We start from the raw sequence: 16,763 nt of genomic DNA on the forward strand, positions 1-16,763 counted from the left end.
ACCCCGCATTCTGCAGCGTCGACAGCATGCGCTCCGCGCAATTACATTGAATCGATCGGAACGACCTTGTCCCGCAAGGCGATGGTATCAAAGAGTCGCCGGTATACCGTCAAAAATACCGTCACGCGGCGGTGTCTGTATCGAGACGTCAGTGGACGGCTGCGAGCGGGAGAAAGTCGCAGCCGCAGTGTCGTACCGACAGGCAGATGTCGACCCTCTAGAGAGGTTCGTCACCCCCTGAATGAGGATTCACACCTGTGCGAGGCCACCGTCGACGAACAGATCGATACCTGTGACGAAGCTGCTGTCCTCGGATGCAAGGAACAATACAGCGGCCGCGATTTCTTCGGGGCGACCGACGCGTCCCAACGGCGTTGCGGCGGCGAACTGGGCGCGCAACTCGTCCGCTTCGGCGGCGGTGGAAACCTGACTTTCGATAATCGGCGTGTCGATGGCGCCCGGGCTGACGGCATTGACGCGGATGCCACGGTCCTTCAATTCGATGGTCCATGTGCGAGCGAGTGAGCGAACGGCTGCTTTTGCCGCGCTGTAGGTGTCGTGGGCTGGTAGGCCTTTGACTCCTGCGATGGAACTGGTCAGGATGATGCTGCTTCCGGCGGACATCAGCGGTAACGCCTTCTGCACGGTGAAAATGAGTCCACGCACGTTGACGTTGAAGGTTGCGTCGTAGTGTTCGGGCGAGATCTCGTCAAGCGTCCGGTGTTCAATCGAACCTGAATTGGCGAAAAGCACGTCGATCTTGCCACGCTCCTGCCTGACGACGGAGAACAGGCGATCAAGGTCGTCAAGCTTGGTCACGTCGGCCTGCACGGCCGTCACATTGCGGCCGATCTGCTGCACCGCCTTGTCGAGTTCCGATTGCCGCCTGCCAACGATGAACACATAAGCGCCCTCGTCGACAAACCGTTGCGCGGTGGCAAGGCCGATGCCGCTGCTACCGCCCGTAATGACGGCCGTCTTGTTCGTGAGTCGATCCATGATGCTCTCCAACGAGTGTTTGGCAAAGAGATGAGCGTGATGTGAAAGGCCAGTCGGCCAAGACGGCGCTTGAGCCCGTTTTGGCCTGCACTTTTCGAAGCGCGGTTACGCAGCAACGACCTCGGAATGAGAGGCGTAGTCCGTATAGCCATGTGCATCGCCGCCGTAGAACGTTGAGCGATCATAGTGAGTGAGTGGCTTGCCGGCGCGCAGACGTTCGGGCAGGTCGGGGTTCGAAATAAACATGCGCCCAAACGCGACGAGGTCCGCATGGCCGTCGACAACGATCTGTTCGGCGCTTTCCCCCGTAAAGCCACCCGCGGCGATAATCGTGCCTTGGTAAATGCGGCGCATGTCCTTGGACGTCACGTCCGATGCGCTCGTCTCCTGCTCGACGATGCCGCGAATGCGTGGCTCAATCACATGCAGATACGCGAGGTCATAGCTGTTCAAATGCTCGGCCACATAACCAAACGTGGCATGCGGATCGCTGTCGGACATCGTGCCGTATGTGCCACTGGGTGACAGGCGAAGGGCGACACGACCGCGGCCCCACACTGAGACGACTGCGTCGAGCGTTTCGAACAGGAATCGCGCACGGTTTTCGATCGGACCGCCGTACGCGTCAGTGCGGTGGTTCGTTCCATCCAGCAGGAACTGTTCGAAGAGATATCCGTTTGCGCCGTGCAGCTCGACACCGTCGAAGCCCGCTTCGTTCGCAAGCACGGCACTGCGGCGGAACTGCTCGACGATGCCCGCAATTTCGTTCAGCTCGAGCGCGCGCGGCACGACCAGTTCAGCTTCGGTGACGTTGCCGTCCCCGTCGCGAATGGCTGCGTGTTCGAGCGAGCGCAACGCGGAAGGGGCAACGGGCGTCATTCCTCCCGTGTTGGCCGGGTGCGCCTGGCGTCCGGCGTGCCACATCTGAAGGAAAATGCGGGCGCCCTTCGCATGGACGGCATCGATCACGCGTTTCCAACCCTTCACCTGAGCGTCCGTGTAAATGCCGGGCGCGTCGACGTATGCAATGCCAAGCGGCGAGACGGCGGTTGCATCGGTAATCAGCAGGCCGCCTTCGGAAGCGCGCTGCGCATAGTAGTCGACCATCAGGTCGCCGGGGACATTGCCTTCCTCGGTACGCATCCGCGTGAGCGGGGCGAGCACGACGCGGTGATTGAGTTCGAATGGTCCGACATGGGTACGGCTGAAGAGCTTGTTCATTCGTTCATCCCTCTGGGGCGCGTTGACGATGAGCGAATCATGGCCGCCATAGCGGCGGTGCAGAAGAGGGCTGCCAGCGATAACTGTCATTCCGTGCGGGCATGTCGCGAACCGCGACCAGACCACCATGCCTGAGCGGAATGTCAGCTATGCCCGATACGCGTCTGTTGCAAAGCGGGATATGCAGACATGATCGGCACGTCGGGTCATCGAACGGAACAGGGGCCGGATGTCCGCAATCGACGCTGAACCTCCATCGCGTCTCGACGGCCAATCAGCAAAGGGGACGGCGACATGAAGATACTGGTGACGAGCGCCAGCGGGGCGAACGGCGATGGATACGGCCAGCTACTGGCGTTCTCGATGGATGGGACGGCGCAAGGCGCTTTCAGCAACGACTTGCGTATCGTCGATCCGCGCGGACTTCGCGTGAGCGCGAACCAGCAGTTGCTCTACGTCAACAGCGGCGACGACCGCATTCTCGCGCTCGACTCGCGGGGCGAAGTTCAATACGACACGTGCCATATCCCGGGCCTGAATGCCGGCGGCGGCAACCTCGGACCGGACGGACGCTACTACGTGGGATTGCGGACGGAAAGGACCATCGCCGCATTCCCGCCCGATCTCGATGGCATCGGCACGCCCATACTGCAGCGCGGCATCGCCCCGTTTCCGCGCGGCTTCGCGTTCGCCGATGATGGCGGGCTGTTTCTCGCGTCAGGCGTCGGACCGGATGGGCGGGGCGAAAATGCGATTCTGCAGTTCACGTTGAGCGGCGTACTCAGGAACAGCACGTTCGCAGCCGACGACACAATGAGTCCGCTGGATCTCGCTATCGCGCCCGGGGGCAATGTGCTGGTGTCGAGCGAGTTTCCGTTCGGTTCACCCGCAGCCGCGACATCGGTTAGAGAATACGACGCAAGCAGCGGGACGCTGGTGCGCGTCTTCTCTCCTCCGGACGGCGTGCCGTTTCGCCGTCCGCGCGGATTGCGGTTTGGACCGGACGGCCATCTGTACTGCACGGCGCAGGATGGCGTGATCGCATTCGACTATGAAAGCGGGCGCTGCCTCGGTGTGGTCGTCGATCATCCTCGGCTGAACGGGCAGGCGATCGAGTTTTTCGGCGACTGAATCGTCGTTGCGCATGCCGGCGACCGCGAAATGACTACCTCGAACAAAGCGGGAGACGCGCAGTATGGATCGAGTGGCTGCAATGGAAATTTTCGTCAGCGTCGCCGAGGCGGGTTCGTTTTCGGCAGCCGCGAAGCGGATGAATGTCGGGCAGCCCGCCATTTCGAAATCCGTTGCGCAGCTCGAAGAGCGCCTTGGTGCGCGGCTCATCTTGCGTTCGACGCGAGGTCTGACGCTGACGGACGCCGGTCAGCGTTTCTACGAACATGCGAAGCTCGCGATCAGGGAGGCCGACGAGGCCGAGCAGGTCGTCCCCTGTCCGGCAAGCTGCGCGTGAGCGCGGCCGAAGGAATGCGGACGGCGGTCCTCAGCGGGATGGGGCTCGCCGTTGCGTCGCGCTGGATGTTTTCTCCCGAACTGGCGTCGGGCAAGATCAAGGCTGTGTTGACCGACTGGACTTTGCCCGCGCTCGATCTGTGGGCCGTCTTTCCATCAGGGCGGTCTGGTAACGGCGAGAGCGCGCGCATTCGTCGAATTCGTCGAAGAGGCACTCGCTCGGGCGTAATAGCGAGTCGTATCGGCCGAACCCATTACTCAATGGAATAACCGGAATTCCGCGCCATCTACTACTGCCAACTCCTGTTAGAGACTAAATTTCGTTCAACCGACTGGGACGTCGGAAGGTCACTCAAATATATCGCGCGATATGCGGCGCGAAAGCTTTGAGCTGGTACAGAAATAATCGAATTGGAGAAATGGAATGGGCAAGAGCAGCAAGGTTCTGGTGGCGGGTGCGAGCGGACTCATTGGCGTAGCCGCTATCGAAGGCTTTCTCTCAGCAGGTTGGGATGTTGTCGGCATTTCCAGGCGCAAGCCGAAGCTGCCGAGCGGCCGCGACTTCGAATTTATCCCGGTGGACTTGCGCAACGAGAACGCCGCCCGTGAAGCGCTGTCTGCGCTTGACGGCATCACGCATGTTGCGTATGCAGCAATCTACGAGAACGCGGATGATCTGGTGAGCGGCTGGTCGAACGCCGATCAGATCGAGATCAACAATGCGATGCTGCGTAACGTCATCGAGCCTCTCGTCTCAGGGAAGTCGACACTTAAGCACGTGTCCATCCTGCAGGGGACGAAGGCATACGGCGTCCACCTTCACCCTATCGCTATCCCTGCACGCGAGAGCGATCCCCGCGACAATCACGCGAACTTCTTCTTCGACCAACAGGATTACGTCCACGACGCGGGTGAAAAGCACGGCTTCACCTACACCGTGCTGCGCCCGCAACTCGTCACCGGGAAGACAGCTGGCGCGCTTAACGTGCTGCCGGCCATTGGCGTCTACGCAGCTATCCGCCGCGAAAAGGGCGAAGCATTCGGCTTTCCAGGCGGCCCATCGTTCGTGTGGGAAATGGCCGACGCCGATCTCGTCGGCCAGGTGATGGTTTGGGCGGCGCAATCTCCACAAGCGGCGAACGAGATCTTCAACGTCACCAACGGCGATGTCTTCGAATGGCGGAGCGTGTGGCCGGCGATGGCGAAGACGCTGGGCGTGAACGTCGGAGCAGATGAGCCTGTCAGTATCGCGCAGTACATTCGCGACAACGCCGACGTGTGGGCGAAGATCGTCGACAAGTACGGCCTTGCGAGTGGCGATCTCCATGCGTTCGTCGGACAGGGCGATCAGCATGCGGACTTTGCGTTTGCATACGGCGCACCGGCGGGCCCGGTTGCTTTCGTCAGCACCATCAAGCTTCGCAAAGCGGGATTCAATGCGGCCGTCGACACCCGGGATGCATTTTGCGACGCGCTCCAGTCTTTCATAGACCGGAAGCTCCTGCCGCCCGCACTGTAAAGTGGAAGCCACCGATTGCCTGGCACGGATGTGCAAGTACGCGACGGCGCGCATCTTTGAGCAGTAGTTCCTCTGCGGGCTTGTCCGAGACCTGGCAACTATCCGAAATGCTCGATCAGCAGTTCAGTGAGGACTCGAACCTTTCGCGCAGGATGCGATCCTGGCGGCCAGACGACAAACATGCCGGCCGTCGGTGGAGGATAGCGTGTCATCAAAGAAACAAGGGCGCCGGACGCCAAATAGGGCTCGACGAGGCTCGCCGGAAGCCAGGCGATGCCTAGTCCCGCGACGGCGGCGGCGGCGAGAGCTATGCCGCTGTCGGCCTTGAAGCGCCCCTGCGGATGAACAGAGATCGTTTTGTCAGGTATACCGTCACCAAAGCGTAGATTCAGCTGGTTTTGGTGAAAATACGGTAGACAGTCGATTCGCCAAAAACTGGATTACTTCAACGGCTTGTAGCCGTCCTGAGACGCGCTGAGCATCCGCTCCACGTACCGCGCAATCAGATCGATCTCCAGATTTACCTGCGAACCTTCGTGCAGATTTTTCAGCGAGGTCACCTGAACCGTGTGAGGAATCAGATTGATCGAAAACTCGCAACCGTCGTCGCGATCTTTAACCGAGTTGACGGTCAGGCTCACGCCGTTGACGGTAATCGAGCCTTTGTACGCCAGATAGCGACCGATCTCACGCGGTGCCAAAACGCGCAGTTCATGCGACTCTCCGACCGGCGCGAAATGCGTGACTGTGCCGAGGCCGTCCACGTGCCCGGACACGATATGGCCACCGAGCCGGTCATGCGCGCGCAGCGCCTTCTCGAGATTCACCTCGCCGGGCTCGCCCAAGCCGACCGTGCAGTTCAGGCTTTCGCGCGAGACGTCGACTTCGAACGAATGCGCGGTTTTTGCAACGACCGTCATGCAGGCGCCCTGGATCGTGATGCTGTCGCCCAGTTGCACGTCGTCGAGATCGAGGCCGCCGGCTTCGACGTTCAGGCGCACGCCCGCGTCGCCGTCCGTCTTGCCGTCGTCAGCGAGGGGTTTGACTGATGCGATGCGGCCGACCGCCGCGACGATTCCTGTAAACATCGTGCTGGTTCCTTGATCAATTCGAAGTAGGTTGAGGTGCGGGTCCGGGCTCGGCTTCGGGGGCGGGACGAGGCACGAAGCGCGCGAGAATCCGCAGATCTTCGCCGATCCGGTCGACCGCATGGAAGTTCAGTTGCACGCGGCCCTCGAGCGTGTCGGGCGCGAGCAGATTGAACATGCTCATCGAGTCCGCGCCGAGCAGACTTGGGGCGAGATAAACCAGCAGTTCGTCGACACAGCCTTCGCGCAACAGCGAGCCGTTCAGCTTGTAGCCCGCCTCGACATGCAGTTCGTTGACGCTGCGTTCGCCGAGTACTTTCAGCATCGCGGGCAGGTCGACCTTGCCGGCCGCATTTGCCAGTTGCACGATCTCCGCGCCGCGATCGCGCAGCGCGTTAGCGCGTTCGGTATGACGCTGATCGAGATTGCCGCAGAAGATCAAGGTCGGCGCGCCCGCCAGAATCTGCGCTTCAGGCGGCACGTCGAGCTGGCTGTCGATCAGGATGCGTTGCGGCTGGCGCGGCGTGTCGACGGCGCGCACGGTCATGCGCGGATCGTCTCCCCTGACGGTGCCGATTCCGGTCAGAATCGCCGACGCACGGGCGCGCCACGCGTGACCGTCGGCGCGCGCCGCTTCGCCGGTAATCCATTGACTGGCGCCCGACGGCAAACCGGTGCGGCCGTCCAGCGACGCCGCCACTTTCATGCGTACCCACGGGCGGCCGCGCGTCATGCGCGACACGAAGCCGATGTTCAGTTCGTGCGCTTCGTTGGCGAGCAGCCCGCAACGCACTTCGATGCCGACGTCACGCAGCATGGCGAGACCGCGCCCGGAGACCTGCGGATTCGGGTCTTCCATCGCCGCGACCACGCGCTCGACCTGCGCGTCGATCAACGCATTCGCGCACGGCGGCGTGCGGCCGAAGTGGCTGCACGGCTCGAGCGTCACGTAGGCCGTCGCGCCGCGCAGGTCATGGCCGCGCGAACGCGCGTCTTTCAACGCGCGAACCTCGGCGTGGTCCTGGCCGGCCGGTTGCGTAAAGCCTTCGCCGATCACTTCGCCGTTCTTGACCAGCACGCAACCGACGCGCGGATTCGGGTCGGTCGTGTACATACCGCGCTTGGCCAACGCGAGCGCGCGTTCCATATGGACGAAATCGGTTTGCGAAAACATCGGAGTCCGGTCGGGTATGGTGGCTAGGCTGCGTCGTTGAGTGTCGGGTTCGCGTTCGTGTTGTCGCCGGTCTCAGGCCGCAAGCGCGGCGAACGCGCCACGCGCTGCGTCGATCGTGGCGTCGACGATCGCGTCGTCGTGCGCGATCGACACGAAGCCGGCTTCATATGCCGACGGCGCGAAGTACACGCCAGCGTCGAGCATCTTGTGGAAGAACGCATTGAAGCGCGGCACGTCGCTCTTCGTGACTTCGGCGAAGCTGGTCGGGATCGACTCGGTGAAGTACAGGCCGAACATGCCGCCGAGCGAATCAGCCGCGAACGGCACCTTCGCCTCGCGCGCGACATTCGCCAGACCTTGCACGAGACGCGTGGTGCGCGCGGCGAGCGTGTCATAGAAGCCCGGCGCCTGAATCAGTTGCAGCGTTTTCAGGCCCGCGGCCACCGCGATCGGATTACCCGATAGCGTGCCCGCCTGGTAGACGCCACCGAGCGGCGCAAGGTGAGCCATGATGTCGCGCCGTCCGCCGAAGGCTGCCGCCGGCATGCCGCCGCCGATTACCTTGCCGAGACACGTGAGATCAGGCGTGATGCCGTAGACCTCTTGCGCGCCACCCAGGGCGACGCGGAAACCGCACATCACTTCGTCGAAAATCAGCACCGAGCCGTACTGGGTGCACAGACGCCGCAATGCTTGCAGGAATTCGGGCGTGGCGCGCACAAGGTTCATGTTGCCCGCGACCGGTTCGACGATCACCGACGCGATCTCGTTGCCGAACGCCTTGAACGCTTCTTCGAGTTCGGCGACGTTGTTGTATTCGAGCACCGTGGTGTGCCTGGCGATATCGGCCGGCACGCCGGCTGACGTCGGATTGCCGAACGTGAGCAGGCCCGAGCCGGCTTTGACGAGCAAACTATCCGCGTGGCCGTGATAGCAGCCTTCGAACTTGACGATGCGGCTGCGGTTCGTGAAGCCGCGCGCGAGACGCAGCGCGCTCATGGTCGCTTCAGTGCCGCTCGATACCATGCGGACCTGCTCGATCGACGGCACCAGTTTGCAGATTTCTTCGGCGATTTCCACTTCCGATTCGGTCGGGGCGCCGAAGGAGAAGCCGTTCACCAGCGCACGCTGGACCGCTTCGAGTACTTCCGGGTGGACGTGGCCGAGGATCATCGGGCCCCACGAGCCGATGTAGTCGATATAGCGGGTTTTGTCGGCGTCCCAGAAGTAGGGGCCTTCGGCGCGTTCGATGAAGCGGGGGGTGCCGCCTACTGAGCGGAATGCTCTTACCGGCGAGTTCACGCCGCCTGGGATGGTGCGCTGCGCGCGGTCGAAGAGGGTCTGGTTTTTGGACATGGGTGGTGGCGATGCCTTTGGACTCGGGATAGCGCAGCGGCGCGGGAGGATGGGGCTTTTCGCTTCGCGCAGGGCTGGGGTTGGTGGGGAAATTGTACCGGAGTCAGCGTGAAGAGGTTTTGTGTTTGCCCCTCCGGGGTGGGGGGCTGTTTCCTGTGCTTTTTCTTGATTTTCTCTGCCTTCGCAGCGCTTTATCTCTGTTTGCCTGCGGCGTTGCCTTTCCTTGCTTTGATATTGGTTTATTAGTGTTGCCCCTGTGCGGGGCGGCACCTACTTTTCTTTGCCTGCCGCAAAGAAAAGTAGGCAAAAGAAAGCGGCTCAAACCGCTAATGCTAAGCGGGTTCCTCGCGCAGTCACGGTAGTGGAACATCTGGAATCCGTGCCCTCGCACACTCCGCGCTGGTGACAAGGCAGTCATACTTCCGGCGGCGCTGCGCGCGCCGCAGCGGTACTTCATAAACCATCGGTCGGCTGGCCTTGCTGCCGCTTGCCGTCGATCAGGTCTTGCGCGTTTGTTTCGTCGCCGGCGCTTTGAGCCTTGGCTCGGTGTGGCTTTTCGCCGCGGTCTTCTCGGCCGCTGCCGCGTGGGCCGTTGCCTTGCTTGAGCGCGTGGGTCCCGTCGGGGCGTCGAGCTTCGGTGGTTTGCGCTTGCCGGTTAGCTCGGCCCAGCGCTTTTCCAGCGCACCTTCAGCGATTGGCTTGATGACCGTGCCTGAGCTCTGTGCGTCCCACGTCTGTACCGAAAACGGATGCGTGCGCAACATCTCGCGCGGGATTACAACCCCCTCGTGTGCGTCGACAAGCCAGTCGTACACGAAGTCGATGCATAAGCGGTAGCCACGTCTGGTCGCCGGGTCGGGGACCTCGTACGGGGCTCGCGTCACATAGCCGGAGCCGAAGACGCCCTTGGGTTCCTGGGCGACGCGGTGCAGGAACACGCGGTCGCCAGGCAGGATGCCGCGCGCAAACCCGCAACCCCACACGTCCGCTACCGCTACGCCCGCGGCGACACGCTTCGCCACGTCAGGTAACTCGGGCCACGGCCATTTCTTGGGGCTCCAGATCAGCAGGAATGCAGTCATGACAAGGTCGGGAGAAAGCGATGAGGAAGGCGCAACGGCGCACGTTTGCATTGCGCAAGAATCGTTCAGGCGGCAGCTTAACCAATCGGCGCCGTGCTTGTCGCAGCGCTCGGACGTCCCGCTCGATGGCGCCGGGACAAGGTGAACGTTGTATCCGTCGCGTACAATTGACGCCGTCAAGCTGCTGTTTTCCCCGTTTCATCGTGTTTCGCTGCCAATGACGGCGGAGCGCTTCATCTGGATTCCCATGTCTCACGTCACCAGACGCCGGCCCGATGGCCGGCTGATTCTGTTGCTCGGCGCGCTTGCCGCGTGCGGGCCGATTTCCATCGACATGTATCTGCCCAGTCTGCCGACCATTGCACAGGCCTTCGCGGTGGGCACCGGTACCGCGCAGACGACGCTCACCAGTTTCATGTTCGGTTTTTCGATCGGCATGCTGCTGTACGGTCCGCTGTCGGATACGTACGGTCGACGCCCCGTGCTGCTCGGCGGCATCGTCATGTATGCATTGGCGAGCGTCGCGTGCGCGCTGTCGTTCTCGATCGGGTCGCTAGTGATGTTCCGTTTCGTGCAGGCGCTGGGCGCGGGCGCGGCCTCGGTGCTGGCGCGTGCGATTGCCCGCGATGCGCACGGGCCGTCCGACGCCGCGCGCGTGCTGTCGATGCTCGCCATCGTGACGTCGATCGGGCCGTTACTCGCGCCGCTGATCGGCGGGCAGTTGCTGCTGCTCGGCGGCTGGCGCGTGGTCTTTGCCGTCCTGACACTGTTCGGTGCGGTGTGCGCCGTCACCGCGTTCCTCAAGGTGCCGGAAACGTGGCCGCGCGAAAAGCGTGCACAGTCGGCGTTGCTGCAATCGTTCGGCGCCTACGGCAAGTTACTGCGCGATCCGGTCGCGTGGGGGCATATGCTGTGCGGCGGAATGGCGTTCGCATCGATGTTCGCCTACATCACGGCGACGCCGTTCGTGTACATCGAGTACTTCCATGTGTCGGCACAGCATTACGGATTTCTGTTCGCGCTGAATATCGTCGGCATCATGTTCGGCAACTTGATGAATACCCGTCTGGTCGGCCGGCTCGGCTCGCTGCCGATCATTTCGTTTGCGGCTACCGTCAGTTGCGTCGGCTCGTTGTTTGTCTGTCTCGTGTCGTTGACCGGCTGGGGCGGCTTGTGGTCGATCGTGTTCGGCCTGTTCTTTGTGGTCGGCGTGGTGGGGCTGCTGTCCGCCAATTGCACCACCGATCTGATGCATCGCTATCCGATGAATGCCGGTGCAGCGGCCGCCGTGTTCGGCGCGGTGCAGTTGGCGCTTGGCGCGCTGTCGAGTCTGGCCGTTGGGCTCTGGCAGGACGGCTCGCCCAAGGGGATGGGCATCGTGATCGGCGTCGCGGGCACGCTGTGTTACGTCGGCCGGATTCTGGTGGTCAAGTGGCACGGAAAGAAAGTGCCCGTGGTTGCTGCTTGATGGCGCCCTACTCGGCGGCGGCGATCTCGTTTGCCTGAATGGAACCGCGCAACGGCTGCTGAACCTGCACGCAGCGAGCTGCTGCCAGCCCGCCCTGCGTGTACTACGGAAAACACCAGGTGTTGCGTGCGCGCGACCGTGCGGTTCAATTTGCGTTGCTATGATGGAGACACTGTTCCTCGGAGCGGCAATCATGGCGATCAGAGATTTGATGAACGGCGAACGGCAACATGCTGCCTTCGCCGAAGCGCAGAAGCTGGCAGACAGCGGCGCATATCACGATTACACGGACATCGAATATGTCTTGCGCTTTGATTACGGTTTGTCTGATGTATCGACACTGCTCGATAGTCAATTGATGCACCGTGACCTGAATCGCCGTTGCGCGGACGCGCGCGAAAAGCTGGATCTGCTTAGCGTTTGACGCGTGCGGCGCGTGGTTTGGACGGGTTTGTTCGGTGACTCGCGCGAGGCGCTGCATTGTCCGCAGCGGTAAAGTCTCGCCTGACGCCTTCATTGCTTTTGCGAAAGATGCGCGGCCGCGTCGGTAAGTCGCGTGGAGCGACATGCGCATAGCCACGCGCTGTCACCTTTGGAGCTGTTTCATGGCTGGTACCCAGCACGGCACGCATCTGCCGCACACGGATAACCCCGCTGGTCTCGCGAAGCCGGGCGGCCACTATAGCCACGTCGCGATCGCAAATGGATTTGTGTTCGTCTCAGGACAGTTGCCGATCGACGCGCAGGGTGAGAAGCTCTCCGGTGCTACGTTCGAGGTCCAGGCCGAACAGGTGCTGGCTAATGTGCAGGCTGCGCTCGAAGGAGCGGGCAGCAGCATCGCGCAACTGGTGCAGGTGCGGGTCTATATCGTCGATGTCGAGCACTGGGCGAGCTTCAATCAGATCTACGCGCGCTGGGCAGGCGAAGCACGGCCGGCGCGTGCGGTCGTGCCGGTCCCCCAATTGCATTACGGCTTGAAGATCGAGGTCGAGGCGACTGCGCTGGCAGGAAGCCGATGAGGCGACTGCTCGCATGGTTTGCTGCCCAACGCTGGCGGCTCTCGCTGTCTCACTGCGTTGAAGGGCTGCTGATTCAAATCCCGCTCGGCCTGCTGTTCGATTTCCGCGTCGGCGCGCTGGCCGTGGTCGTTTGGTACTGGTCACGCAAGAAGTTAGAGATGGAAAGCGCGACCAAGGCGCCAGGCGCATCCGACACTACGGTCTGGGCGGTCGGATGGTTTCCGTGGCAGTGGGATAGGTATAAGGTGCTCGACGTAGTGCTGCCGGCGTTGTCCTCGAGCGCGATTGCGTACGTGGCGGTGACCTATCGTGGCATCGCAGGGCGCTGACCAGGACTGTCAACCGTGATCGTGCAACGGAGGTGCCCGCGGCAGATGCCGATGACTCGGTATTGGCGGGTTCTTTGCCGGGCACAAATGAAAAACGGGCCGAAAGGCCCGTCTTCACTGATTGTCTGGCGGAGGCGGTGAGATTCGAACTCACGGAAGGATCACTCCTTCGCCGGTTTTCAAGACCGGTGCCTTAAACCACTCGGCCACACCTCCAAGCCGGAAATTGTAACCTGAAAAATCCCCGCTGCGTCGTTTGGAAGATCCGCAATCACTGCGGATCTTTCAGAAACAACGCCTGCAGATCGTTCAGAAAGGCCTGACCGAGCGGCGTCGGTGCGATCTTTTCGTGATCGCGCGTAATCAGCTTGCGCCGTTCCGCCTCCTGCAAAGCCGGCTCGATCGACGTCATCGGCAGCCCCGTGCGCTCGATAAACCGATGCACCGGAAACCCTTCCACCAGCCGCAGCGCGTTCAGCATGAACTCGAACGGCAGATCGCGCGGCCCGACCTCGTGTTCTTCCTGCACCGCCGTGCCGGCCTTGGCCTGCTCGATGAAGGTGGTCGGATGCTTGTAGCGCGCCTGACGCAGCACGCGGTTCGGAAACGACAGTTTGGTATGCGCGCCAGCCCCAATGCCGAGATAGTCGCCGAAGCGCCAGTAGTTCAGATTGTGCCTGCTTTGCCGGTGCGGCTGCGCATACGCCGATACCTCGTAGCGGGTGTAACCGGCCGCCGTCGTACGCTCGTGAATCCAGTCCTGCATGTCGGCGGAGGCGTCGTCGTCGGGCAGCGCGGGCGGGAATTTCGCAAACAGCGTGTTCGGCTCGAGCGTCAGGTGATACAGCGACAAGTGCGGCGGCGCGAACGACAACGCCGTTTCAACGTCGGCCTGACATTCGGCAAGCGTCTGCTGCGGCAGCGCGAACATCAGGTCGAGATTGAAGTTGTCGAAAGTGGTCGCTGCCACTTCGACTGCATGGCTTGCTTGCGTCGCGTCGTGAATCCGGCCGAGCGCTTTCAGGTGCGCCTCGTTGAAACTCTGGATGCCCACCGACAATCGATTCACACCGCTCGCGCGAAACTGCGCGAACTTCGCCGCTTCGAAGGTGCCGGGATTGGCCTCGAGCGTGATTTCCGCGTCGGCATCGAGCGGCAACAGCGCGCGCACGTCGGACAGCATCCGGTCGAGCCCGGCCGCCGACAGCAAGCTGGGCGTGCCGCCGCCGATGAACACCGTATGCACCTGACGGCCCCACACGAGCGGCAAGGCCATCTCGAGATCGGCGCGCAACGCATCGAGGTATTCGGTCTCGGGAAACGTGTCGCCTTTCCACTCGTGCGAATTGAAATCGCAATACGGGCACTTGCGCACACACCACGGAAAATGCACGTACAGCGCCAATGGAGGCAGCGACGTCAGACGAATGCTGCCCGGCGACGTAAATGCCTTGATGACGCCATTGCCGATATCGGCAGGGGCCGGTTTGATCGGAATCACGCTTCCTCCGTCAAACGCGCGAGCAGATGCCGCAAAGCAATCGCGCGATGGCTGCTGGCGTTTTTCACTGAGGGTTCGAGCTCAGCGGCGCTCGCGTTCAGCGACGGCAAGAAAAAGTGCGGGTCGTAGCCGAAGCCGTTGGCGCCACGCGGCGTATCGAGAATCTCGCCTTGCCAGCGGCCTTCGGCGATCAACGGTTCGGGATCGTCCGCATGACGCACCAGCGCCAGCACGCAGTAGTAGTAGGCGCGGCGATCGGCCTCGCCTTGCAGCGCCGAGACGAGGCGCGCGTTATTCGCCGCGTCGCTTTTCTCGCCGCCGGCAAGCTGTGCGTAACGCGCCGAATAAACGCCCGGCGCGCCGCGCAGCGCGTGCACGCACAGGCCGGAATCGTCGGCAAGTGCGGGCAGGCCGGTGAGCTTCGCCGCATGACGCGCCTTGGCCAGCGCGTTTTCGACGAAGGTTGGATGCGGCTCGTCCGCCTCGGGCACGTTCAACACGCCTTGCGGAATCAGCTCGATGCTGGCCGCGCCGAGCAGCGCCGCGAACTCGCGCAGCTTGCCCGCGTTGTTCGACGCCAGCACGACTTTCCGCAACGGTGAGCCTGAAGCAACGCCGCCGTTGGTTTGATGAACCTCACTCACCCTTGTGCTCCAACGCTGCCTTCTGCTTCGCGATCAGCGTGTTGATGCCGTCGCTCGCGAGATCGAGCAGCGAATTCATTTCGTCGCGCGAGAACGGCACGCCTTCGGCGGTGCCCTGAATTTCGACAAAACCGCCGGCGCCTGTCATCACGACGTTCATGTCGGTGTCGCATTGCGAGTCTTCGTCGTAGTCGAGATCGAGCACCGGCAGACCGTCGTACACGCCGACCGAAATCGCCGCGACGTAATCGCTGATCGGCGAACTCTCGATGCGGCCGGCCGCCAGCAGTTTCGACACGGCGTCATGCGCGGCGACGAACGCGCCGGTGATGGCGGCGGTGCGTGTGCCGCCATCGGCCTGGATTACGTCGCAGTCGATATGCAGCGTGCGCGCACCGAGCTTCTCGAGATCGAACACCGAGCGCAACGCGCGGCCGATCAAGCGCTGGATTTCCTGCGTGCGACCGGTCTGTTTGCCGCGCGCCGCTTCGCGGTCGCTGCGCGTGTGAGTGGCGCGCGGCAGCATGCCGTATTCGGCGGTCAGCCAGCCCTGACCGCGATCGCGCAGGAACGACGGCACCGTTTCAGCGATGCTGGCCGTGCAGATGACCTTGGTGTCGCCGAATTCGACCAGCACCGAGCCCTCCGCATGCTTCGTGTAGTGGCGCGTGATGCGCACGTCGCGCAGCTGATCGGCCTGGCGGCCGCTGGGGCGTTGAGTGTCGTTGGTCATGTTGGGAATGGTCTGGAACAAAAGCGGGAGGGAAAACACAATTTTACCGCCGATCGCGGGGGCGGCCATCCGCCGGGCAACTGCCCGCATGTGCCGGGGCTCCCCAAGGGGTCTTACCGTCAAAAATGGGATAATGCCGATTCTCCGCCCCGCGTCTCGTACACGCCGGGCGATTCAACTCTACGGCCATCGTCAAACGCGTGGCCACAATCGCGAGAAATACGATGATATACAGCATGACTGGCTATGCGAGCGCCACGCGCGAACTCGTTGCGGCCTCAGGCACAGGTGGCGTGAGCGTATCGGTCGAACTGCGCACGGTGAACTCGCGCTTTCTCGATCTGAACTTCCGCATGCCGGAAGACGTGCGCGTCTGCGAACCGACGCTGCGCGAAATGCTGATGAACAAGCTTTCGCGCGGCAAGGTCGATATCCGTATCAACCTGCAACGCAGCGAGCAGTCGGCCAACGCCGGCTCGGTCAATCGCGATGCGCTGACGCAACTCGCGTTGCTTGAGCGCACCGTACTGTCGATGTTCCCGGAAGCAGGGCGTCTGCGCACAGGCGAAATTCTGCGCTGGCCGGGCGTGCTGGCCGAAACCGGCGTTGCGCCGGAAGTGCTGCGCGATGCGGTGCTGGCGTGCGGCAAGCAGGCGATTACCGATCTGATCGACGTGCGTGCCCGCGAAGGTGCGCAACTCGCGACGATGCTGCTCGCCAACGTCACCGAAATGGAAGCGATCGTCACGAAGATCACGCCGCTCGTGCCGGAGTTGATCGCGAGGCATCAGCAGAAGATCGTCGAACGCTTGCAGGAAGCGCTCGGTATCGCCGCGCCTGATACGGCCGCGACAACGGTCTCGCGCGAAGAAATCAACGAACGGATTCGCCAAGAAGTCACGATGTACGGCATCCGCATCGACATCGCCGAGGAACTGTCGCGCCTTACGGCTCACCTGAACGAAACGCGTCACGTGATCGAGAAGGGCGGCAAGGTCGGCAAGCGCCTGGACTTCATGATGCAGGAGCTGAATCGCGAAGCGAACACGCTCGGCTCGAAGGCGGCCGCGAAGGAACTGGCGGATTCGTCGATGACCTTGAAGCTGCTCATCGAACAGATGCGCGAGCAGGTACAAAATCTGGAGTAAGGCTGGAGCACCGAC

17 protein-coding genes, 1 tRNA gene and 1 pseudogene are annotated in these 16,763 nt (G+C 62.3%); 8 read left to right on the forward strand and 11 right to left on the reverse strand.

Features of this window, described 5'->3' with window-relative positions:
- Positions 1 to 249: 249 nt before the first annotated feature.
- Together WN982_RS04410 and WN982_RS04415 are read right to left on the reverse strand one after the other, a co-directional pair.
- Positions 250 to 999 (reverse strand): glucose 1-dehydrogenase, encoded by a 750-nt coding sequence (locus WN982_RS04410; RefSeq protein WP_341314565.1) that lies wholly within the window; start codon positions 997 to 999, stop codon positions 250 to 252.
- 105 nt (positions 1,000 to 1,104) lie between these two features.
- Positions 1,105 to 2,220: an alkene reductase gene (locus tag WN982_RS04415; RefSeq protein ID WP_341314566.1), complete on the reverse strand. Its 1,116-nt coding sequence runs from the start codon at positions 2,218 to 2,220 to the stop codon at positions 1,105 to 1,107.
- A gap of 294 nt (positions 2,221 to 2,514) precedes the next feature.
- On the opposite strand from WN982_RS04415, the gene WN982_RS04420 reads away from it, so the two are divergent.
- The 3 genes and pseudogenes from WN982_RS04420 to WN982_RS04430 all read left to right on the forward strand — a co-directional run bounded on the left by WN982_RS04420 (position 2,515) and on the right by WN982_RS04430 (position 5,206).
- A complete protein-coding gene (locus tag WN982_RS04420) occupies positions 2,515 to 3,351 on the forward strand; it encodes a hypothetical protein (protein WP_341314567.1) in 837 nt (278 codons plus the stop codon).
- Between the two features lie 64 nt (positions 3,352 to 3,415).
- Positions 3,416 to 3,916 (forward strand): annotated as a pseudogene (locus tag WN982_RS04425) (LysR family transcriptional regulator).
- Positions 3,917 to 4,111: 195 nt separating this feature from the next.
- Positions 4,112 to 5,206, forward strand: coding sequence for an SDR family oxidoreductase (locus tag WN982_RS04430; protein WP_341314568.1), 1,095 nt, complete (start codon positions 4,112 to 4,114; stop codon positions 5,204 to 5,206).
- A gap of 98 nt (positions 5,207 to 5,304) precedes the next feature.
- Here WN982_RS04430 and WN982_RS04435 read toward each other — a convergent pair whose 3' ends face one another.
- From WN982_RS04435 to WN982_RS04455, 5 genes are all read right to left on the reverse strand, one after another.
- Positions 5,305 to 5,631 (reverse strand): LysR substrate-binding domain-containing protein, encoded by a 327-nt coding sequence (locus WN982_RS04435; RefSeq protein WP_341315715.1) that lies wholly within the window; start codon positions 5,629 to 5,631, stop codon positions 5,305 to 5,307.
- Positions 5,632 to 5,646: 15 nt separating this feature from the next.
- Positions 5,647 to 6,294: a riboflavin synthase gene (locus tag WN982_RS04440; RefSeq protein WP_341314569.1), complete on the reverse strand. Its 648-nt coding sequence runs from the start codon at positions 6,292 to 6,294 to the stop codon at positions 5,647 to 5,649.
- Between the two features lie 16 nt (positions 6,295 to 6,310).
- A complete protein-coding gene (gene ribD, locus WN982_RS04445) occupies positions 6,311 to 7,468 on the reverse strand; it encodes a bifunctional diaminohydroxyphosphoribosylaminopyrimidine deaminase/5-amino-6-(5-phosphoribosylamino)uracil reductase RibD (RefSeq protein WP_341314570.1) in 1,158 nt (385 codons plus the stop codon).
- A gap of 72 nt (positions 7,469 to 7,540) precedes the next feature.
- A complete protein-coding gene (gene hemL / locus WN982_RS04450; RefSeq protein WP_341314571.1) occupies positions 7,541 to 8,824 on the reverse strand; it encodes a glutamate-1-semialdehyde 2,1-aminomutase in 1,284 nt (427 codons plus the stop codon).
- Between the two features lie 497 nt (positions 8,825 to 9,321).
- Positions 9,322 to 9,906 carry a hypothetical protein gene (locus WN982_RS04455; RefSeq protein WP_341314572.1) on the reverse strand — a complete coding sequence of 195 codons (585 nt, stop codon included), beginning with the start codon at positions 9,904 to 9,906 and terminating at the stop codon, positions 9,322 to 9,324.
- 247 nt (positions 9,907 to 10,153) lie between these two features.
- Between WN982_RS04455 and WN982_RS04460 the strand changes: the two genes are divergently transcribed.
- From WN982_RS04460 to WN982_RS04475, 4 genes are all read left to right on the forward strand, one after another.
- Positions 10,154 to 11,374 carry a Bcr/CflA family multidrug efflux MFS transporter gene (locus WN982_RS04460; protein WP_341314573.1) on the forward strand — a complete coding sequence of 407 codons (1,221 nt, stop codon included), beginning with the start codon at positions 10,154 to 10,156 and terminating at the stop codon, positions 11,372 to 11,374.
- A 193-nt stretch (positions 11,375 to 11,567) separates the two neighbouring features.
- Positions 11,568 to 11,798 carry a hypothetical protein gene (locus tag WN982_RS04465; RefSeq protein ID WP_341315716.1) on the forward strand — a complete coding sequence of 77 codons (231 nt, stop codon included), beginning with the start codon at positions 11,568 to 11,570 and terminating at the stop codon, positions 11,796 to 11,798.
- Between the two features lie 181 nt (positions 11,799 to 11,979).
- On the forward strand, positions 11,980 to 12,393 hold the full coding sequence (locus WN982_RS04470; protein ID WP_341314574.1) for a RidA family protein: 414 nt from the start codon (positions 11,980 to 11,982) through the stop codon (positions 12,391 to 12,393).
- Positions 12,390 to 12,722: a hypothetical protein gene (locus tag WN982_RS04475; protein WP_341314575.1), complete on the forward strand. Its 333-nt coding sequence runs from the start codon at positions 12,390 to 12,392 to the stop codon at positions 12,720 to 12,722. Before WN982_RS04470 ends, WN982_RS04475 begins: the two co-directional genes overlap by 4 nt.
- A 126-nt stretch (positions 12,723 to 12,848) precedes the next feature.
- Here the strand turns inward: WN982_RS04475 and WN982_RS04480 are convergent.
- The 4 genes from WN982_RS04480 to rph all read right to left on the reverse strand — a co-directional run bounded on the left by WN982_RS04480 (position 12,849) and on the right by rph (position 15,600).
- Positions 12,849 to 12,938, reverse strand: a tRNA-Ser gene (locus tag WN982_RS04480).
- 55 nt (positions 12,939 to 12,993) lie between these two features.
- A complete protein-coding gene (hemW, locus tag WN982_RS04485; RefSeq protein ID WP_341314576.1) occupies positions 12,994 to 14,223 on the reverse strand; it encodes a radical SAM family heme chaperone HemW in 1,230 nt (409 codons plus the stop codon).
- The gene (rdgB, locus tag WN982_RS04490; protein ID WP_341314577.1) at positions 14,220 to 14,867 is read right to left on the reverse strand and encodes an RdgB/HAM1 family non-canonical purine NTP pyrophosphatase; all 648 of its coding nucleotides are present in this window, start codon (positions 14,865 to 14,867) and stop codon (positions 14,220 to 14,222) included. The genes hemW and rdgB overlap by 4 nt, the downstream gene beginning before the upstream one ends.
- Entirely contained in the window at positions 14,860 to 15,600 is a 741-nt protein-coding gene (gene rph / locus WN982_RS04495) for a ribonuclease PH (protein WP_341314578.1), read from the reverse strand. The genes rdgB and rph overlap by 8 nt, the downstream gene beginning before the upstream one ends.
- 224 nt (positions 15,601 to 15,824) lie before the next feature.
- On the opposite strand from rph, the gene WN982_RS04500 reads away from it, so the two are divergent.
- Positions 15,825 to 16,748 (forward strand): YicC/YloC family endoribonuclease, encoded by a 924-nt coding sequence (locus WN982_RS04500; protein WP_341314579.1) that lies wholly within the window; start codon positions 15,825 to 15,827, stop codon positions 16,746 to 16,748.
- The last annotated feature ends 15 nt before the right edge of the window (positions 16,749 to 16,763 follow it).

It is taken from the genome of Paraburkholderia sp. IMGN_8 (assembly GCF_038050405.1).
Classification (GTDB): Bacteria; Pseudomonadota; Gammaproteobacteria; order Burkholderiales; family Burkholderiaceae; genus Paraburkholderia.

Coding starts and splice junctions, on each gene's coding strand:
- WN982_RS04410 (WP_341314565.1), bottom strand. CDS start 999: ATGGATCGACTCACGAACAAGACGGCCGTCATTACGGGCGGTAGCAGC.
- WN982_RS04415 (WP_341314566.1), bottom strand. CDS start 2,220: ATGAACAAGCTCTTCAGCCGTACCCATGTCGGACCATTCGAACTCAAT.
- WN982_RS04420 (WP_341314567.1), top strand. CDS start 2,515: ATGAAGATACTGGTGACGAGCGCCAGCGGGGCGAACGGCGATGGATAC.
- WN982_RS04430 (WP_341314568.1), top strand. CDS start 4,112: ATGGGCAAGAGCAGCAAGGTTCTGGTGGCGGGTGCGAGCGGACTCATT.
- WN982_RS04440 (WP_341314569.1), bottom strand. CDS start 6,294: ATGTTTACAGGAATCGTCGCGGCGGTCGGCCGCATCGCATCAGTCAAA.
- ribD (WP_341314570.1), bottom strand. CDS start 7,468: ATGTTTTCGCAAACCGATTTCGTCCATATGGAACGCGCGCTCGCGTTG.
- hemL (WP_341314571.1), bottom strand. CDS start 8,824: ATGTCCAAAAACCAGACCCTCTTCGACCGCGCGCAGCGCACCATCCCA.
- WN982_RS04455 (WP_341314572.1), bottom strand. CDS start 9,906: ATGACTGCATTCCTGCTGATCTGGAGCCCCAAGAAATGGCCGTGGCCC.
- WN982_RS04460 (WP_341314573.1), top strand. CDS start 10,154: ATGTCTCACGTCACCAGACGCCGGCCCGATGGCCGGCTGATTCTGTTG.
- WN982_RS04465 (WP_341315716.1), top strand. CDS start 11,568: ATGGCGATCAGAGATTTGATGAACGGCGAACGGCAACATGCTGCCTTC.
- WN982_RS04470 (WP_341314574.1), top strand. CDS start 11,980: ATGGCTGGTACCCAGCACGGCACGCATCTGCCGCACACGGATAACCCC.
- WN982_RS04475 (WP_341314575.1), top strand. CDS start 12,390: ATGAGGCGACTGCTCGCATGGTTTGCTGCCCAACGCTGGCGGCTCTCG.
- rph (WP_341314578.1), bottom strand. CDS start 15,600: ATGACCAACGACACTCAACGCCCCAGCGGCCGCCAGGCCGATCAGCTG.
- WN982_RS04500 (WP_341314579.1), top strand. CDS start 15,825: ATGATATACAGCATGACTGGCTATGCGAGCGCCACGCGCGAACTCGTT.